The following is a 15,541-nucleotide window of genomic DNA, read 5'->3' on the forward strand; positions in this document are numbered from 1 at the left end:
CATTTATCTAAAATATTCCCTTTCATTGTATGCCTGCAACTATCAAGTAGTGAAAACGACTAATTTTAGACATTTTTTAAGACCATGGAATGGATAGACGTGTAAATGCTAGCGCTATAAATTATTGGGTCATCTTGTTATTTATGTAAAGCTTAGTTCTTTAAGTATCAATCGAGTTAAAAAACTTGACAAAAAAATTTAATTGTGCTATAATTTACTTTTATGAAATAAAATTATATAATAGAGTTCTCTTGGCCAAGGGAACTCTATTTTTTTGTTCAAAATAAAGGAGTGTATTTGTGTGAAGCAAGGTGAGTCAAGTTTAACTTCATTAATATCAGCGTTTGGCAGATCCTATCATAGTCAGTTTGATACCCCTAAAATCTTTAACGACTATATAGCAAAAGAGTTAATTTCGCAGGAAGAATTTAATAATATCAAAGAAAATATGGTACAAGGCATAGACTTCTTCAGCCATGATATCGCAAAAAAGTTTAAAGGGGATACAGAAGAAATATTAAAATGGATTACACAGGTTCAACTATCTCCAACACCCCTGGCTCGTGCCAGGTATTGTGAAAAGGTATTACTTAATGAAGCTATGTTAGAGTTAGAACAATACGTGATACTTGGTGCAGGTTTAGATACGTTTTGTTTTCGACATCCAGAACTGGAAAACACCTTAGAAATATTTGAAGTTGATTTTTCTACTACACAGGAATTTAAGAAAAAAAGACTGGATGAAGCTGGTTTTAAAGTTCCAAGTAATCTACATTTTGTTTCTATGGATTTTACCAAAGCATTCTCCGATCAACAACTAAGAAAGGAAGGGTTTGATACTAAAAAAACTTTCTTTAGTCTTTAGGTGTTTCTTATTATTTAACGAAAGAACAAATTTCAAATTTAATAAATAATTTATTCGCCAAAGTCCCGTCAGGAAGTTCCATAGTTTTTGATTATGCTGACGAAAAACTCTTTGAAGAAAAAGGCATCTTTAATAGGGTCGAAAATATGGTGAAAATCGCTGCAGCAAGTGGTGAACCAATGAAGTCATGTTTTTCTTATGATGAAATTGTGGGGATGTTAGAAAAATCCGGTTTACTTATTAATGAACATTTAGCACCCGATACAATTAATGAACTTTATTTTAACGATCGAAAAGACTATCTATCAGCCTTTGAAACCATTCATTACATGCATGCTATAAAAAAATAAAGCATATAAAAAGATACTTAATACCAGTTAAAAGGAAGTACCTATAAAGTGACTAAATAACTCTCAAGCAAGCTTTTCCTGGGAAATTTCCTGTTAATGGATATTTCCTGCCTTGCTTTTTCGAGAGCTACCTAAATAAAGGAATTTTCACCTTGGTATAGTTGCAAAGGTAAAGCTTTGACCCTGTTTTTATTACACAAAATGAGTTAAGAATTAAATAATAAGATATAAGCTATTCCTGCCACATCTGTACTTATAAACCAACGACGTTATTAAGACCTGGATATCTTCTTTATCGAAATCCCATATTAGCCTCTAGAAAAAAACTATATGACTAAAACACAACCTGAAGGTAATTCTTAACTTAGGTAAAAAAATCAAACCTTTTAACGGGTCTATAGGGGGGAGCGTCTATGAATTTATCTGATATTTTGAATTTCCAATTATTACCCAAGTCCAACTCAGTGATGGAACTACTCAGTTTAAATGAAAAAACTAAAGAACAAGGCTTGGTTCTCACACCAGATGATATAAAAACATTAGTTGTGTTCAGGAATAAAGTACTTCGTGACTATGCGAGAGTTGAGCTGGGCATTGAAGTGCTACAGGAGTTAATTAAGGTATTTTCTTCTTCCCCTTATATGGAAAAGGATCATTATGTTGATACACTTAATGAGCTCCAGGAGATTTTTTATTATCTTAGAAATGAAACAGAAGATAAGGTGGAGGACATAAAACTTATTATGAAGATGAACGATTATTTTAATGGATCCTGCGCAGGATCTGTAGAGCTATTAAGAAGTAAAATGGAAGAACTTGCAGAGAATTTCAAAAAGGACATGATGTGTCTTGATTCTTTATTTGAAGGTGATGAATCAGCGTGGGATTAGATAACACACAAGATTGTTCTCGCTCAGTTTCCAATATTATTATCGATCGATCTCGGTTAAAACGAAATAACTATATACTGTCTCTTCTGCAGGAAGGTCAGCGGGTGGGAGCGATTACCAGTAAGAAGGCTTATCAGATACAGGGTGAGATTATGCAGGTTCTGCAACAATTGATACGAAAGTATACTCAAGGGAAAAGTACGTCGGTGACATCGGAAACTGCGGAAGATATCATGGTATCTCTGATATACGCTATGGATGTATATGTCCTTCATTTTAACAACCCTGAAGAAGCTATTGTTCATTTAAATTTTGAGAGCATAAAGGATATACATGCTAAAGGTGTTGAATTACTTCGCCAATACTATGAGGACGCAAAGCAACTGTATCAAGAAATGAAAAAGATAGATTAGCTGTGCCAGTGGATGCCTATAATATGACCATTGATGAATCATTACCTGTATTTATGAAACAGTATAATATTATTTTTGGGGCGCAAAATACAATGGCTAGTATTGACTATCCTTTAGCCATTGATGATATGCGACTTCAGGGTGTTATTTATATTAAACAATATTTAGAACGACTACGAATAGAGACAAAGTTCTGCCAATTTTTTAGTCATCAGGATTTAATGTATGTCTTAACGAATTTTGGGAAGATATACCACTTTAATTATCACGTAGAGCTATTTAACATATTTGAATTAATGGTAAACAATGCTGTTTTTTCACTTCTAGCTGGTAAGAAAGCCAGTCAAGTTAGAATCTCTGAAACTCAATATAAACAGTTAAACCGCATGTTAATAGCCTGTTGTGCAGATCAAAGATCTAAGTTGATTCATGAATCGATCGATCAGTTACAAAAAGAGCTACAAGCGGATCAAGCACTTACCCATTATATTGATCTGTACCGTAATGAATTGGTTCAAAGGGTAAATAACGCAGCTAAAATCGGTAGTTTCGAGATATTGATTATTAGAGAAATCGAAGAGCACAAAAAACCAATGGTCTTAATGTTGAATGAGAATAATCGAATGAGTGATATTCAAATGCGGAATTTAGTAGATCGTATCACTGGAAGTGACAACACAGAAAAAAAAGTACAACTAATTCGAAGGTATTCTGTTTCACTGCATGATTACCTAGATTTACTAAATTCAAGATGTCTGTTTGCTGATGAATATGATGCGCTTTTTGATACCTTAGGTGATGTCGAACTAGCTATTTTAGCCAAAATCGTATTTTACGAGAAATTACGGGGGGATATTCGAGGTTTTCGATTCGTTGTTGCTGACGGTGTTGAAGCAGAGAGCGAGTGGGAAATGCATTATATTGGATTTATGCAGCAGTTGGATGGTGAGCGGATCGAAGCTGTTGAGCATCTTATCTACGATATTGATTATGAAGATCTATCATTTTATTGAGTAAAACCTATAGAATGAGGATGATTGTATAGACAGATACATCTAATCTTATTTTTGGAAGTTAATCTATATCAGTTATTCTCTTTATTTATAACAGCTTGGCTATCATTAAATTTAATCGTTATGTACAAAATATATATTTCATAAAGTGTACATTCAATCAGTGGGGGTTTTATTTATCCCCCGCTGATTGGTAGCACCAAAAGTGGATGACTCAAAGGCCTTTGAACCCATCAGACATTTCCTTGCAGTCGATCCCTCACTTACCAATAGTTTGAAGACGAGGTATTATTGCCAATTATCTGTGAGGTAACATATTTCATGTTGAAAAGAATAATGAGACATTTTTGCAATTTATTTTTTCAATAGTCATGGTAATAGATTGTCATAAGTTAATGCTGGGGGCAACATACTATTTTTGTAAGCATAGCATTAAGTGCGCAATGTTTAACAAAGCAACTAACAAACAAGTATGAGCGTTTTCATAAGGACTTGATGATATTGTGTAAATGGCAATATTTTTCTATATTTAAAAGTACATCTATAGATTTGGAAGAAGCGAAATCAAATGATATTCGTATAGGCTAGACTTTTTAAGTTCTGTAATTTGGCTAAATGAAGGGAAAAGAAATAAGATTATATTTTTAGCAAATTAGAAGAAATCTGTAGTCATCATCTGCGTTAAACTGAAGAAAACAAAAAAGGGAGCAGATTATATGAAAAAAACGCAAAAGGATTTGCAACTACCACCTATTGTTTCACGAGATGAATGGCTTATCGCTCGTAAGGAATTGCTGGCAAAGGAGAAGGAGTTCACTATAGCGCGGGATGGACTGAATGCTATGCGTCGCCAACTCCCAATGGTAGAGATTAACAAGGATTATGTCTTTGATAGCCCGCATGGTAAAACAAGTCTGCTTGATCTGTTTGAAGGACGTCTGCAGCTGATTGTGCAGCACTTCATGTTCGACCCTGATTGGGATGCAGGTTGTCCTGCTTGCTCTCTCGCTACGGACAACGTCGGTCATCTGTCTCACCTACATGCACGAAACACGTCACTGGCTATGATATCCCGTGCTCCACTCTCAAAGATCCAACATTATAAGAAGCGTATGGGGTGGGACATTCCTTGGTACTCATCCTTTAATAGTGACTTTAATTATGATTTCCATGCTACATTAGACGAATCTGTGACTCCAATTGAATACAACTATTTGACTAAAGAAGAGCTTATGGAAAAGGGCGTACCCCTCGATTCTGAACAGTCCATGGAAGTTCCTGGTTTCAGTTCCTTTCTTCGCAATGGTGATAGAATTTTTCACACGTATACCACTTATGCCCGTGGAACTGACATATTAATTGGAACCTTCAACTACCTCGATTTAACAGCTCTTGGTAGGCAAGAGGATTGGGAAGAGCCATCTGGACGCAGTGATGGCAATGGGAAGACATGGCTTCGTCGTCATGACGAATATGAACACTTTTTGGAGATGAATGCTTGTTGTCCTTCAAAAAAGAAAAATCTATAATCCATGTAGTTCATCTATGTATATGAATAGTAGTTAACAGAGGAAGCGATAGATTTGGCTTGATAAGAGAGGTAGCTTGTTTTGCCTCAACGCAACGGGTTATGAGAAAAACAGAAACATCGGAGTTAAAATATATGATGGCCCAATAGATCACGTGTGATATATACGTATTTATCTCAAATGTTTTTAGATTACGGATGTCTCCGTTTTTGCACATTAGCTATAGGTAAGCAAAATGCTGTAATAATAAAATATGTAGAACACCTAAGCGACTTTTGAAGGAGTTACTCTACCAAAATGTCGCTTTTTTGGTGTGTCTAAATTTTGGAGTAGGGAGAGTGAAATTATAACATTATATACGCATATCAATTTACGGAGATACAAACAAAGTAAAGGGCTGGGTATGCAGAGAATCATTACCCAAATTTAGATGTGCAGTTAGAGAAAGAGGAAATTCAAATATCCGTTTTATCTGTGCTTTTGAATAAAGCTATATAACTAGGACTAAAAATAAAATAGAAAATTTATTGCTAAATGTCATCATAGCCACTGTTTGTAATCCTCTACTGACGAATGTCTCACCTTATATTACAAAAGCAGGAGGATTTTTATGATTGGTTTTGATCGTTTATGATTGACTATGACTGAAAATGATTGTATTATTTATGTAAGCGATTAATTCATGAATAGAGGGATACTTATAATGTTAACGATCGAACGTCAAGAGCTAATCATTGGACTGTTGAAAGCGAAAGAGATCGTGTCTGTTCGTCAGATTTGCGAGTCAACAGGGGCATCTGAATCAACCATACGTCGTGATCTAACTGAATTAGAAAATAAACAATTGATCAAAAGGGTGCACGGCGGTGCTTCTCTGTTAAAGAAGAAGCTAGAAGAACCAACACTTTTAGAAAAGACAGCACAATTTCAAATAGAAAAAGAGGCGATCGCGAGTAAAGCTGCCACTTTTATTGAGGATGGAGATTCTATTTACCTAGATGCAGGCACCTCCACCATGCAAATGATTCCTTTGCTACAAGGTAAGTCAGTTGTCGTTGTCACAAACGGAATCCCACATGTACAGCTCCTTATTGAGTATGGAATCGAAACATATGTCATTTCAGGAAAGGCAAAAAAAGGGACGGCTGCCTTGATTGGAACAAAAGCGGTTGATGCCATCAAGGAATTTCGTTTTGACAAATGCTTTCTCGGTATAAATGGTATTCATGCAAGTCAAGGATTCACCACACCAGATCCTGAGGAAGCAAATGTTAAACAAGCCGCAATCAAGCAATCACAAGCAAGCTTTATATTAGCAGATCCAACAAAATTCGGAGAAGTATCCTTTGCAAGTGTAGCAAATATTGAAAACGCCACTATCATCACAACAGATGGGATATCAACAGAACAACATGAAAAGATTGCAAAATTAACAACTTTAGAGGTGGTGTCACAATGATTTATACCATAACCTTGAACCCTGCCGTTGACTATGTTGTAAAACTTGAATTAGTGGAGCAAGGAACAATTAATAGAAGTCAGGATGATTACAAAGAAGCAGGCGGAAAAGGTATTAACGTATCCCGTGTATTAAATCGCTTAGGAACAACAAGCACGGCTTTGGGCTTTGTTGGCGGTTTTACTGGAAAATTCATTACAGATTATTTGGAAGAAGTTGACATCGCTCATGATTTTGTCTCCTTACAAGAAGACACAAGAATTAATATAAAGCTAAAAGCTGGTAATGAAGAGACAGAGATAAACGGAAAATCACCTACCATCACAGAAAAAAACTACAACTCGTTTGTAAACAAGCTACAAGGCTTAACAACCGAAGATATTGTTGTGCTAGCAGGTAGCTTGCCAACCTTTCTTCCTGATGATACCTACCATTCCATCATAACAATGCTGAACGCACAAGGTGTTTCAGTCATTTTAGATACAAGTGGATTGGCTTTAGAGCAAGCTATCAAAGCAAGCCCAGCATTTATTAAGCCGAATAACTATGAACTTGCAGAGCTATTTTCAGAAAAAGCGGAAACAGATCAGGACATTGTTAGACTTGCGAAGAGATTACATGAAGAAAACCGAATTGATCATGTATTCGTATCAATGGCAAAAGAAGGGGCTATTTATGTAGGGGAAGCTGGAACCTTTAAGCTAAGTGCTCCAAAAGGACAAGCCATTCACTCTGTTGGTGCAGGGGACTCATCTGTAGCAGGCTTCCTTTATAAATGGCAGCAAACCACTAATGCTGTTGAAGCGGCTAGATACGCTGTTGCTTCAGGAAGTGCCACGGCATTTTCTAAGACATTGTGTACAAAGGATGAGGTCGAGAAACTATTAGCCGAGGTTCATGTAACAGCAATATAGAAAGAAACATCATCGAGAAGGGATGAGGTCTATGAATATCACAGAATTATTAAAGCAAGATATTATGATTTTGGAAGTGAAAGCAAACTCAAAAGAGGATGTTATTCAAGCAATGGCTGATCGCTTAGGTCAAGCAGGAAGACTGAATGACAAAGAAGCATATATCGAAGCAATATGGAATAGAGAAAAACAAAGTAGTACAGGGATTGGAGAGGGTGTTGCGATTCCTCATGCCAAAACGAGTGCCGTGAAGACACCCGCTATTGCCTTTGCTCGTTCGAGAACAGGAGTAGAATTTGATTCATTAGATGCTCAGCCTGTCCACTTATTCTTTATGATTGCGGCAAGTGAAGGAGCAAATAATGATCATCTGCAAACATTATCCAGATTATCCACTTTATTAATGGATGAAGATTTCCGTAAAAGGTTAATGGAAGTGGAAACGGAGGAACAAATCATCAACATTATTGATGCGAAGGAAAAAGAGAAGCTAGGGAAAGAAGAAGAGGCTACTTCAACAAGCGGTCCTGAAATCCTTGCTGTAACGGGGTGTCCAACAGGAATTGCTCATACGTTTATGGCAGCAGATGCTTTAAAGGATAAAGCGGAAGAGCTTGGCGTTTCGATAAAGGTGGAAACGAATGGCTCTGATGGTGTGCAAAATCGTTTAACAGAAGAAGATATTGCAAATGCGAAAGCAATTATCGTTGCCGCAGATACAAAGGTAGAATTGGAGCGTTTCGCCGGTAAGCAAGTGTTACAACGAGGAGTAACGGACGGTATCCGTAAACCGGAAGAATTAATTAACATGGCACGGAAAGGTGATGCACCTGTCTATCAAGGTGATAGACATAACTCCAGTACTAGCTCTGGCGGAACAGGAAAAGGCTTCTATAAACATTTAATGAATGGTGTATCCAACATGCTTCCATTCGTTGTTGGTGGAGGGGTATTAATCGCTATTTCCTTCTTTTTTGGTATTCATTCTGCGGAACCAGACCACGCTACGTATAACGAGTTTGCCGCTGCATTAAAAGCAATAGGTGGCGATTATGCCTTTGGATTAATGGTAGCAGTACTAGCAGGTTTTATTGGAATGAGTATTGCAGATAGACCAGGTTTTGCCCCAGCTATGATTGGTGGTTTCATGGCCTCCATGGGTGGTGCAGGTTTTCTTGGTGGCTTAATTGCCGGTTTCTTAGGTGGTTATGTGGTTGTTCTAGTGAAGAAGCTGCTTGCGGGTTTACCGAAATCCTTTGATGGTATAAAAACGATTCTGTTTTATCCTGTTATCAGTGTTTTTGTTACAGGCTTACTCATGTATTTCGTTATCATTGAGCCAATTGCTTGGATCATGTCTGGGTTAGAAGGCTGGCTAGGAAGTATGTCCGGTGTGAACGCCATGCTATTAGGGCTTATTCTCGGTGGTATGATGGCCGTTGATATGGGAGGCCCTATTAACAAAACAGCTTTTACATTTGGAATCGCCATGATTGAAGCAGGAAACTTCGGCCCACATGCTGCAGTAATGGCTGGAGGTATGGTTCCTCCTCTAGCGTTAGCACTTGCGACAACCTTCTTCCGCAATAAATTCACACAGGAAGAACGAGATGCAGGGAAAACAAACTATGCCCTAGGCGCTTTCTTTATTACAGAAGGTGCAATTCCTTTCGCTGCGGCAGATCCAGGAAGAGTGATTCCTTCCCTTGTGGTAGGGTCCTCGATCGCAGGTGGTTTAGCTTTACTGTTTGGGGTCGGTCTACCAGCACCTCATGGTGGTATATTCGTTATTCCGACAGTAGAAGGTAGCTGGCTACTGTATCTTGTAGCAATTGCAATAGGATCTATTTTCTCAGCATTAATGATTGGATTATGGAAAAAACCTTTAAATAAAAGTTAGGGAAGAAGCTGAGACATAGCCAAATTAAGCATCTCAAAACGATAAATTCTATTAAATAGTTATCTAGCTTTAAAGCGTTGGGTAACCCACTTTTCATCTAAACACGAACCAGAATTATAAACTTCCTTCTGTCAAAATAGACAGCGGAAATAAAAATTGTGCTTAGGCGGCCTTTACTCTTTATTCCAAGGGGTTTAAGGCCGTTTATTTGTTATATTATAATTGACAACATACCTATAAGGGTATAATATAAGTTTAATAGATGATAATTACTCACTGAAACATGGGAACGATTGAATGATAGCGATCATTGGAGGATTAGAATAAAACGTATTGTAGGAAAGTTAAGAAGAATTTTAAGGGAATAAAGGCTGCAAATCAGTTATTAAGCAATTATTGCATCAAGAAATTCCCCCTTTTGATGGTTTCATTATTATCTCCAATGTAGTTGAATGTGTTTAAGATGCTGACAAACTGGTAAAAGCACTGGAACCTTAGAAAAAAATCTCTAAAAGACAGATAAACTACTGGTATTATCCCTCTTGGGTAGACATAAAAAAAGAGCGAATAGTATTACATTCTTAATAGTCTTTCTGGATTGAGTAGTTCCCGTGCTACATAATTAGTTAAAAACCTTAAAGTAATCGATATGATTGAAGAAGACGTCTTATAATTTTTTTGATAAAATAATACCCCATATGGTATTACAAGAATTTCTCAGTTCCGTACTTTAATAGATAAGGAGTGGTATTATGGCAAAGAAAATTTTAATAGTAGGAGGAGTAGCTGGAGGAGCCTCAGTTGCTGCAAGACTAAGACGATTAGACGAGAGTGCAGAAATTATTATGTTTGAGAAAGGTCCACATATATCCTTTTCTAACTGTTCTTTACCTTATTATATAAGTGGCATTATTGAAGATAGCGAATCATTGGTATTATCAAGTCCAAAAACCTTTAAAGACCGCTATAATATCGAAGCAAGAGTTAATAATGAAGTCGTCGAGATTAAGCGCGATAAGAAATTGATTATAGTCAAAGATACAACAACTGATCACACCTACGAAGAACATTATGATAAGCTTGTTCTTTCTCCAGGTGCAGCACCTATTCGGCCAAATACAATAGAGGGAAGTAACCAGTTGAACGTATTTACGGTTCGAAATGTAGTAGATATCCAACGGCTTAATGCTTATGTGAAAGAAAATGACCTAAAAGATGTTGCCGTAATAGGTGGGGGTTTTATTGGAGTTGAAATAGCAGAAAATCTTCATTTAGCTGGTATCCATGTTTCCGTAATAGAATTTGCTAATCAAATCATGACACCATATGACTATGATATGGCACAAATCCTTCACAAGGAAATGGTGGATCATGGTATAAATTTAATAGTCAATGATGGATTAGCTAAAATTGGTAATAATTTTATCGAAACGCAATCTGGTAAACAAATCGATGCACAAGCAGTGGTATTAGCAATTGGCGTGAGGCCTGAAACAAAACTAGCGGAAAATGCTGGTCTTGCAATTGGTGAAACTGGTGCTATAAAAGTAGACCATAATTATTTAACAAGTGATACAAATATTTATGCAGTTGGAGATACTATTGAAGTGTATCATCGATTATTGCATAAACCAACACGTCTTGCTTTAGCAGGACCTGCCCAAAAACAAGCAAGAGCTGTAGCAGATCATATTTGCGGTATAATAAATCGAAACTTAGGTGTGATAGGATCGTCCTCCATTCATTTGTTTGATCTAAATGCAGCAGCAACGGGATTGAACGTAAGAACAGCAGAAGATGCAGGATTTAGCTATGATTCTGTTTATATCATGCCAGGCGACAAAGTAGGTTTAATACCCAATAGCAATGTTATGCACTTTAAGTTAGTATATGAAACACCGACAGGCAAAATTCTTGGGGCGCAAGCGATTGGTAAAGGGAACGTTGATAAACGAATCGATGTTATTGCAACGATGATTACTTTAAATGGAACATTAGATGATCTAAAAGATCTAGAATTGACTTATTCTCCAATGTTAGGCACAGCTAAGGATATTGTAAATCATGCGGCACTAGTGGCACTAAATCAATTAAACGGAAAATATCGTGAAGTAAAAGTGTCTCAAGTTCGCGAACTAGTGGAGAATAGTGCATTCATTATTGATGCTCGTGAAAAAAATGAATATCATGCTGGCCATTTGAAAAATGCAATCAATATTCCATTAAGTGAATTTAGAAATAGGCTTGATGAAATTCCAAAAGATAAACCAGTTTATGTTCATTGTCGCTCAGGTCAACGTAGTTATAACATGGTAATGGCCTTACAAAACTTAGGCTTTACTAACGTATTGAATATATCCGGCTCCTATCTTGGTATTAATTTATATGAATATTTTAATGATCTCGTAACAGGCAGAGAGAAAATCGTAACAGAATATAACTTTAAATAAACGTAATTTGTTGACATTGGTGTTATTTTCCCATTCTCTTGAAAAGATTCATTGGTCTATTTTCGTATAAATTTAGTAAAGATTAAATACGATAAAATAATAAATGTCGATATATTCTATAAAGCAGATTCTTAACTACTCAGCTTCCTCACGGAGGCTTTTTTTAATTACTAGTCTGAAAAAATAATCTAGCATTATATCACATATTATAATATTTATGACAAAACTGTTAAATTTTTGAATATATAGAGGTTTAAACATATTTAAATAGAAATATATAAACGTACCAAAAAAATATATTATAAAGGAGATCATTTATTATGTTTACAAAAAAACTAGTAACCGTAGCAACTACTGTAGCACTAGGTTGTGGATTAACTGTTGGCATTACTCCCGCTTTTGCGGATTCTAATGAGGCTTCCGCGAATTATACAACACATACTACGATCAAGAAACAAGAACAAATACCCTTTACAGGTTATGTTATTTCAGTGGATGGTAATTATCTAGTTGTTGCAAATACAACTACAAAAGAAGAAGCACTTTCGTATCAAGATGATTGGTGGAAATTGGCTTCTCAAAATAAAATTTTAAGAGTTCCTATTTATGCTGAGGATCATTATCAATTAGGTGAAAAGGTAAATATACTCTCAGCAGGTTGGACTTTCTCCATTCCACCAATTGCTGTTATGCCTACTATTGAAAAAATTGCTGATTAAAACGTACCCTTAATAAAGATGTAAAGATATCTTTGTTTTAAGCTTCATTAAGTAGGAAGCCGATTTCTATTCAAATCGGCTTCTAATAATTAGTGCGACACAGACTCTGACATGTGTCAAGTTGTATACCGTACATACTATTTGTCATATATTTAAACGCATATTTTTTCTGTAAATGGAAGGTGAGATATAGTGTTAACTGAATTACAAAAAAAGTTTTTCTCAAAATTACAAATTACACCAAAAGAAAATGTGAAATTTGAAGATTTACATACCATTATTTTACAAATAGTAAATTTATTTCCTTATAAATACAGAAAAAGGAACGCATGTATTAGAAATGAAAAAAGGGAAGAATGGGGAAACCTCGCATTTTCTCGATTCAGACCTTACTGACACCTGATCTATTGGTTATGCTTTTTATTTAAACGCGATTAATGACAAAAAAGTGAATTATATACAAAATATGGTAATATAGCATCCTGAATCGCCAGTAAATAAGGGGAGTATTATTTGCAAATTAATTGATCACGGTCATATTGCACTAAGTTTTACAGAAATCTTGCATGGAAAGAAATCTAAAAAGAAATAACAGAGCAACAATATCATCAAATACTTAAAAATAAATTTAATATTTTGTTAGACACGTAATTTTTGATACAAGAAAGATGCCAATTGTACAGTTTACGATGGATTCAAAAGCAATCAACTCCTCATGCAGAGGAGCAAATACAATTAGTAAATCGAAGATCTACGGCAGTAAATAAAGGATGTGCAATAGGAAATATATTAAAGAAAAAAGATGTTCAAATAGATTATGTGTGACAATTTGAAGTACGGAATTATACATGAACGACTTGCATGAGCAAACTCCAATTGTAATGAAAGAGAAGTTTCTTTTTTATATTTAGTTCATTTGAAAATTCTAGTTTACATAATATATATTATAGGAAGTCAAAGATAAAATTTATTTTCCATCTCATAAACTAAGTATTGTTAAGATAGTGAGATATTAAATAAAATCGCTATGAGATCCAATAGCGATTTTATTCAGTTTCTAACTCAATTTAATTTAGATGGATCAATTTGTTTTAATGGCTGTTTTGCTGGCCCATCGATCACTTCTCCTGAATAGGAAAATCTGGAACCATGGCAAGGACAATCCCACGTGCGCTCAGCAGAATTCCATTCAACCTCACAGCCTAAATGCGTGCATGTTGTATCAACAGCATGCAAATTATTTTCAGTATCTTTATATACACCCGTACGATTTCCATTAATTCGTGTTACAGTTGCTTGGTCTCTAGCCAATTCAATCGAATTATTTCTAGTATTATCAAGCTTTCCCTGAATCATATGCTTTGCTACATCTGCATTCATTTGTGCGAATTTTCGAATGGATGGATCTGCTTTAAACCTTAACGGTGTAAATAATTCGTGATATGGACTTGACTGCTTCAAGATGTAATCGCTAATTATTTTTGCAGCAACCGTACCATTAGTCATCCCCCACTTACGAAATCCGGTTGCAACAAAAACCGCGTCTTCTGATTTTTTAATAGGCCCTATATAAGGAACTTTGTCTAAGGTAGTTATATCCTGTGCCGACCATCGATATTTTATCTGATCCACATGAAAATATTCGTTAGCAAACGTTTGCAATGCTTTAAAATGACTACGTGTTGATTTTCCTTGTCCAGTTTTATGATTTTCGCCACTAATTAGCCATAGGTCTTCCCCATTCCACTTGGTTGATCGTACCGATCTTGTTGGTGACTCCGCATTAATATACATCCCACCTGGAAACGGTTTATTTGATTGTATAGCCAGTATATAAGCTCGTCCCGTATACATTCTAGCAAAATAAAAGCTATTTCGGTCATAAAAAGGGAAATGAGATGCACAAATAACCTGTTTACACTTGATCCGATGTCCCCTTTTAGTCACGATAGATGGATATTTATTATATTCAACATCGATAGCTGTCGTATGTTCATAAAATTGTACGCCAAGCTCCTTACACGCATGAACCATCTTATTTAAATATTTTAATGGATGAAATTGCGCCTGATTTTTCATTTGCAGAACAGACTTAATTGGAATGTCTAGTGGCATTTCCTTTGACCATTCATGTTCGATATTTAACTGGTCATACGCCTGCTTTTCTTTCTCTAAATCCAACTTCCATTGATCAGAATTTGTATATATATAAGCATCTTCTTTTTTGTAATCACAATCAATATCCAGCTGTTTTATCGTATCTTCAATAAATTGTTTAGCCTCCATCATAGCTTTATAATACAATTTAGCCTTATCAAAACCAAAATGCTTGATTAATTCATCATAAATTAATCCGTGTTGAGCAGTAATTTTAGCAGTAGTATGACCAGTTGTGCCATTTACGATTACATCTGCATCAATTAGTGTTACGTTGATGTTTTGCTTTGCTAAAATATATGCAGCAGTAATTCCGGTAATGCCGCCACCAACAATTCCAACATCTGTATGTACAGATGATTCTAACGTTGGAAAGCTCGGTAATGATGTTTCTCTCCAAAACGAATGTGATTCAGGAGGCATCTGTGTTTTCGTCAATATTCCCACTCCTATTGCTTAGTTATCTATAGTATTAACCTACCTACTCCTTTTTATTTAACTCTATTCAGTTAATGATGATATAATTAAGTGTATAATTTTCATGTAAGGATAAATGTTACGTGAGGTGATGATATTGAGGACACATGCTATCATAAGTGGACGAGTACAAGGAGTGGGTTTTCGATATACCGCTAAACAAAAAGCTGATGAATTAGGAATAACTGGTTGGATAAGGAATAATGAGGATGGTACGGTCGAATTAGATGCTGAAGGTGACCCGGATCAAGTAGATCAGTTTATTCAAGCATTAAAAAACGGATTAACACCTGTTATTCGCGTTGAGCAGATTGATCAGACGTCAACGCATAAAAATTATGGTTATAGAAACTTTTCTATTAAAAGCTAATATAGATAATCCATTTAGCAAATAATGGATACTAT

Annotated in this window: 10 protein-coding genes and 2 pseudogenes; 11 read left to right on the top strand and 1 reads right to left on the bottom strand. The window is 35.7% G+C overall.

Annotation, left to right across the window (positions count from 1 at the left end):
* Positions 1-301: 301 nt before the first annotated feature.
* The 10 genes and pseudogenes from JUJ52_RS12855 (at position 302) to JUJ52_RS12905 (ending at position 13,327) form a co-directional block, all read left to right on the top strand.
* Positions 302-1,215, top strand: a pseudogene (locus JUJ52_RS12855) (class I SAM-dependent methyltransferase).
* A 413-nt stretch (positions 1,216-1,628) separates the two neighbouring features.
* Entirely contained in the window at positions 1,629-2,105 is a 477-nt protein-coding gene (locus JUJ52_RS12860) for a DUF6323 family protein (protein WP_166530423.1), read from the top strand.
* Between the two features lie 152 nt (positions 2,106-2,257).
* Positions 2,258-3,531: pseudogene (locus tag JUJ52_RS12865) on the top strand (DUF6179 domain-containing protein).
* 716 nt (positions 3,532-4,247) lie between these two features.
* On the top strand, positions 4,248-5,060 hold the full coding sequence (locus tag JUJ52_RS12870) for a DUF899 domain-containing protein (RefSeq protein ID WP_205388547.1): 813 nt from the start codon (positions 4,248-4,250) through the stop codon (positions 5,058-5,060).
* A gap of 703 nt (positions 5,061-5,763) precedes the next feature.
* Positions 5,764-6,519 carry a DeoR/GlpR family DNA-binding transcription regulator gene (locus JUJ52_RS12875; RefSeq protein WP_026681971.1) on the top strand — a complete coding sequence of 252 codons (756 nt, stop codon included), beginning with the start codon at positions 5,764-5,766 and terminating at the stop codon, positions 6,517-6,519.
* Positions 6,516-7,433, top strand: a complete 918-nt coding sequence (gene pfkB, locus JUJ52_RS12880) for a 1-phosphofructokinase (RefSeq protein WP_205388546.1) — start codon at positions 6,516-6,518, stop codon at positions 7,431-7,433. The genes JUJ52_RS12875 and pfkB overlap by 4 nt, the downstream gene beginning before the upstream one ends.
* A gap of 31 nt (positions 7,434-7,464) precedes the next feature.
* Positions 7,465-9,333 carry a PTS fructose transporter subunit IIABC gene (locus JUJ52_RS12885; RefSeq protein ID WP_205388545.1) on the top strand — a complete coding sequence of 623 codons (1,869 nt, stop codon included), beginning with the start codon at positions 7,465-7,467 and terminating at the stop codon, positions 9,331-9,333.
* Positions 9,334-10,085: 752 nt separating this feature from the next.
* Positions 10,086-11,783, top strand: a complete 1,698-nt coding sequence (locus JUJ52_RS12890) for an FAD-dependent oxidoreductase (protein WP_205388544.1) — start codon at positions 10,086-10,088, stop codon at positions 11,781-11,783.
* Between the two features lie 320 nt (positions 11,784-12,103).
* Positions 12,104-12,502, top strand: coding sequence for a DUF3221 domain-containing protein (locus tag JUJ52_RS12895; protein ID WP_166530427.1), 399 nt, complete (start codon positions 12,104-12,106; stop codon positions 12,500-12,502).
* 675 nt (positions 12,503-13,177) lie between these two features.
* Positions 13,178-13,327, top strand: coding sequence for a hypothetical protein (locus JUJ52_RS12905; RefSeq protein ID WP_161629281.1), 150 nt, complete (start codon positions 13,178-13,180; stop codon positions 13,325-13,327).
* Positions 13,328-13,564: 237 nt separating this feature from the next.
* Here JUJ52_RS12905 and JUJ52_RS12910 read toward each other — a convergent pair whose 3' ends face one another.
* Positions 13,565-15,097, bottom strand: a complete 1,533-nt coding sequence (locus JUJ52_RS12910) for an FAD-dependent oxidoreductase (RefSeq protein ID WP_374488573.1) — start codon at positions 15,095-15,097, stop codon at positions 13,565-13,567.
* A gap of 136 nt (positions 15,098-15,233) precedes the next feature.
* Between JUJ52_RS12910 and JUJ52_RS12915 the strand changes: the two genes are divergently transcribed.
* Positions 15,234-15,506, top strand: a complete 273-nt coding sequence (locus JUJ52_RS12915) for an acylphosphatase (RefSeq protein ID WP_318279834.1) — start codon at positions 15,234-15,236, stop codon at positions 15,504-15,506.
* Positions 15,507-15,541 lie beyond the last annotated feature (35 nt).

The organism is Virgibacillus sp. AGTR, assembly GCF_016919725.2.
In the GTDB taxonomy this organism is placed as follows: domain Bacteria; phylum Bacillota; class Bacilli; order Bacillales; family Amphibacillaceae; genus Virgibacillus; species Virgibacillus salarius.

What these genes read in the sequence shown, in the direction of transcription:
- JUJ52_RS12860 (WP_166530423.1), top strand. Translation starts at nt 1,629, where the DNA reads ATGAATTTATCTGATATTTTGAATTTCCAATTATTACCCAAGTCCAAC.
- JUJ52_RS12870 (WP_205388547.1), top strand. Translation starts at nt 4,248, where the DNA reads ATGAAAAAAACGCAAAAGGATTTGCAACTACCACCTATTGTTTCACGA.
- JUJ52_RS12875 (WP_026681971.1), top strand. Translation starts at nt 5,764, where the DNA reads ATGTTAACGATCGAACGTCAAGAGCTAATCATTGGACTGTTGAAAGCG.
- pfkB (WP_205388546.1), top strand. Translation starts at nt 6,516, where the DNA reads ATGATTTATACCATAACCTTGAACCCTGCCGTTGACTATGTTGTAAAA.
- JUJ52_RS12885 (WP_205388545.1), top strand. Translation starts at nt 7,465, where the DNA reads ATGAATATCACAGAATTATTAAAGCAAGATATTATGATTTTGGAAGTG.
- JUJ52_RS12890 (WP_205388544.1), top strand. Translation starts at nt 10,086, where the DNA reads ATGGCAAAGAAAATTTTAATAGTAGGAGGAGTAGCTGGAGGAGCCTCA.
- JUJ52_RS12895 (WP_166530427.1), top strand. Translation starts at nt 12,104, where the DNA reads ATGTTTACAAAAAAACTAGTAACCGTAGCAACTACTGTAGCACTAGGT.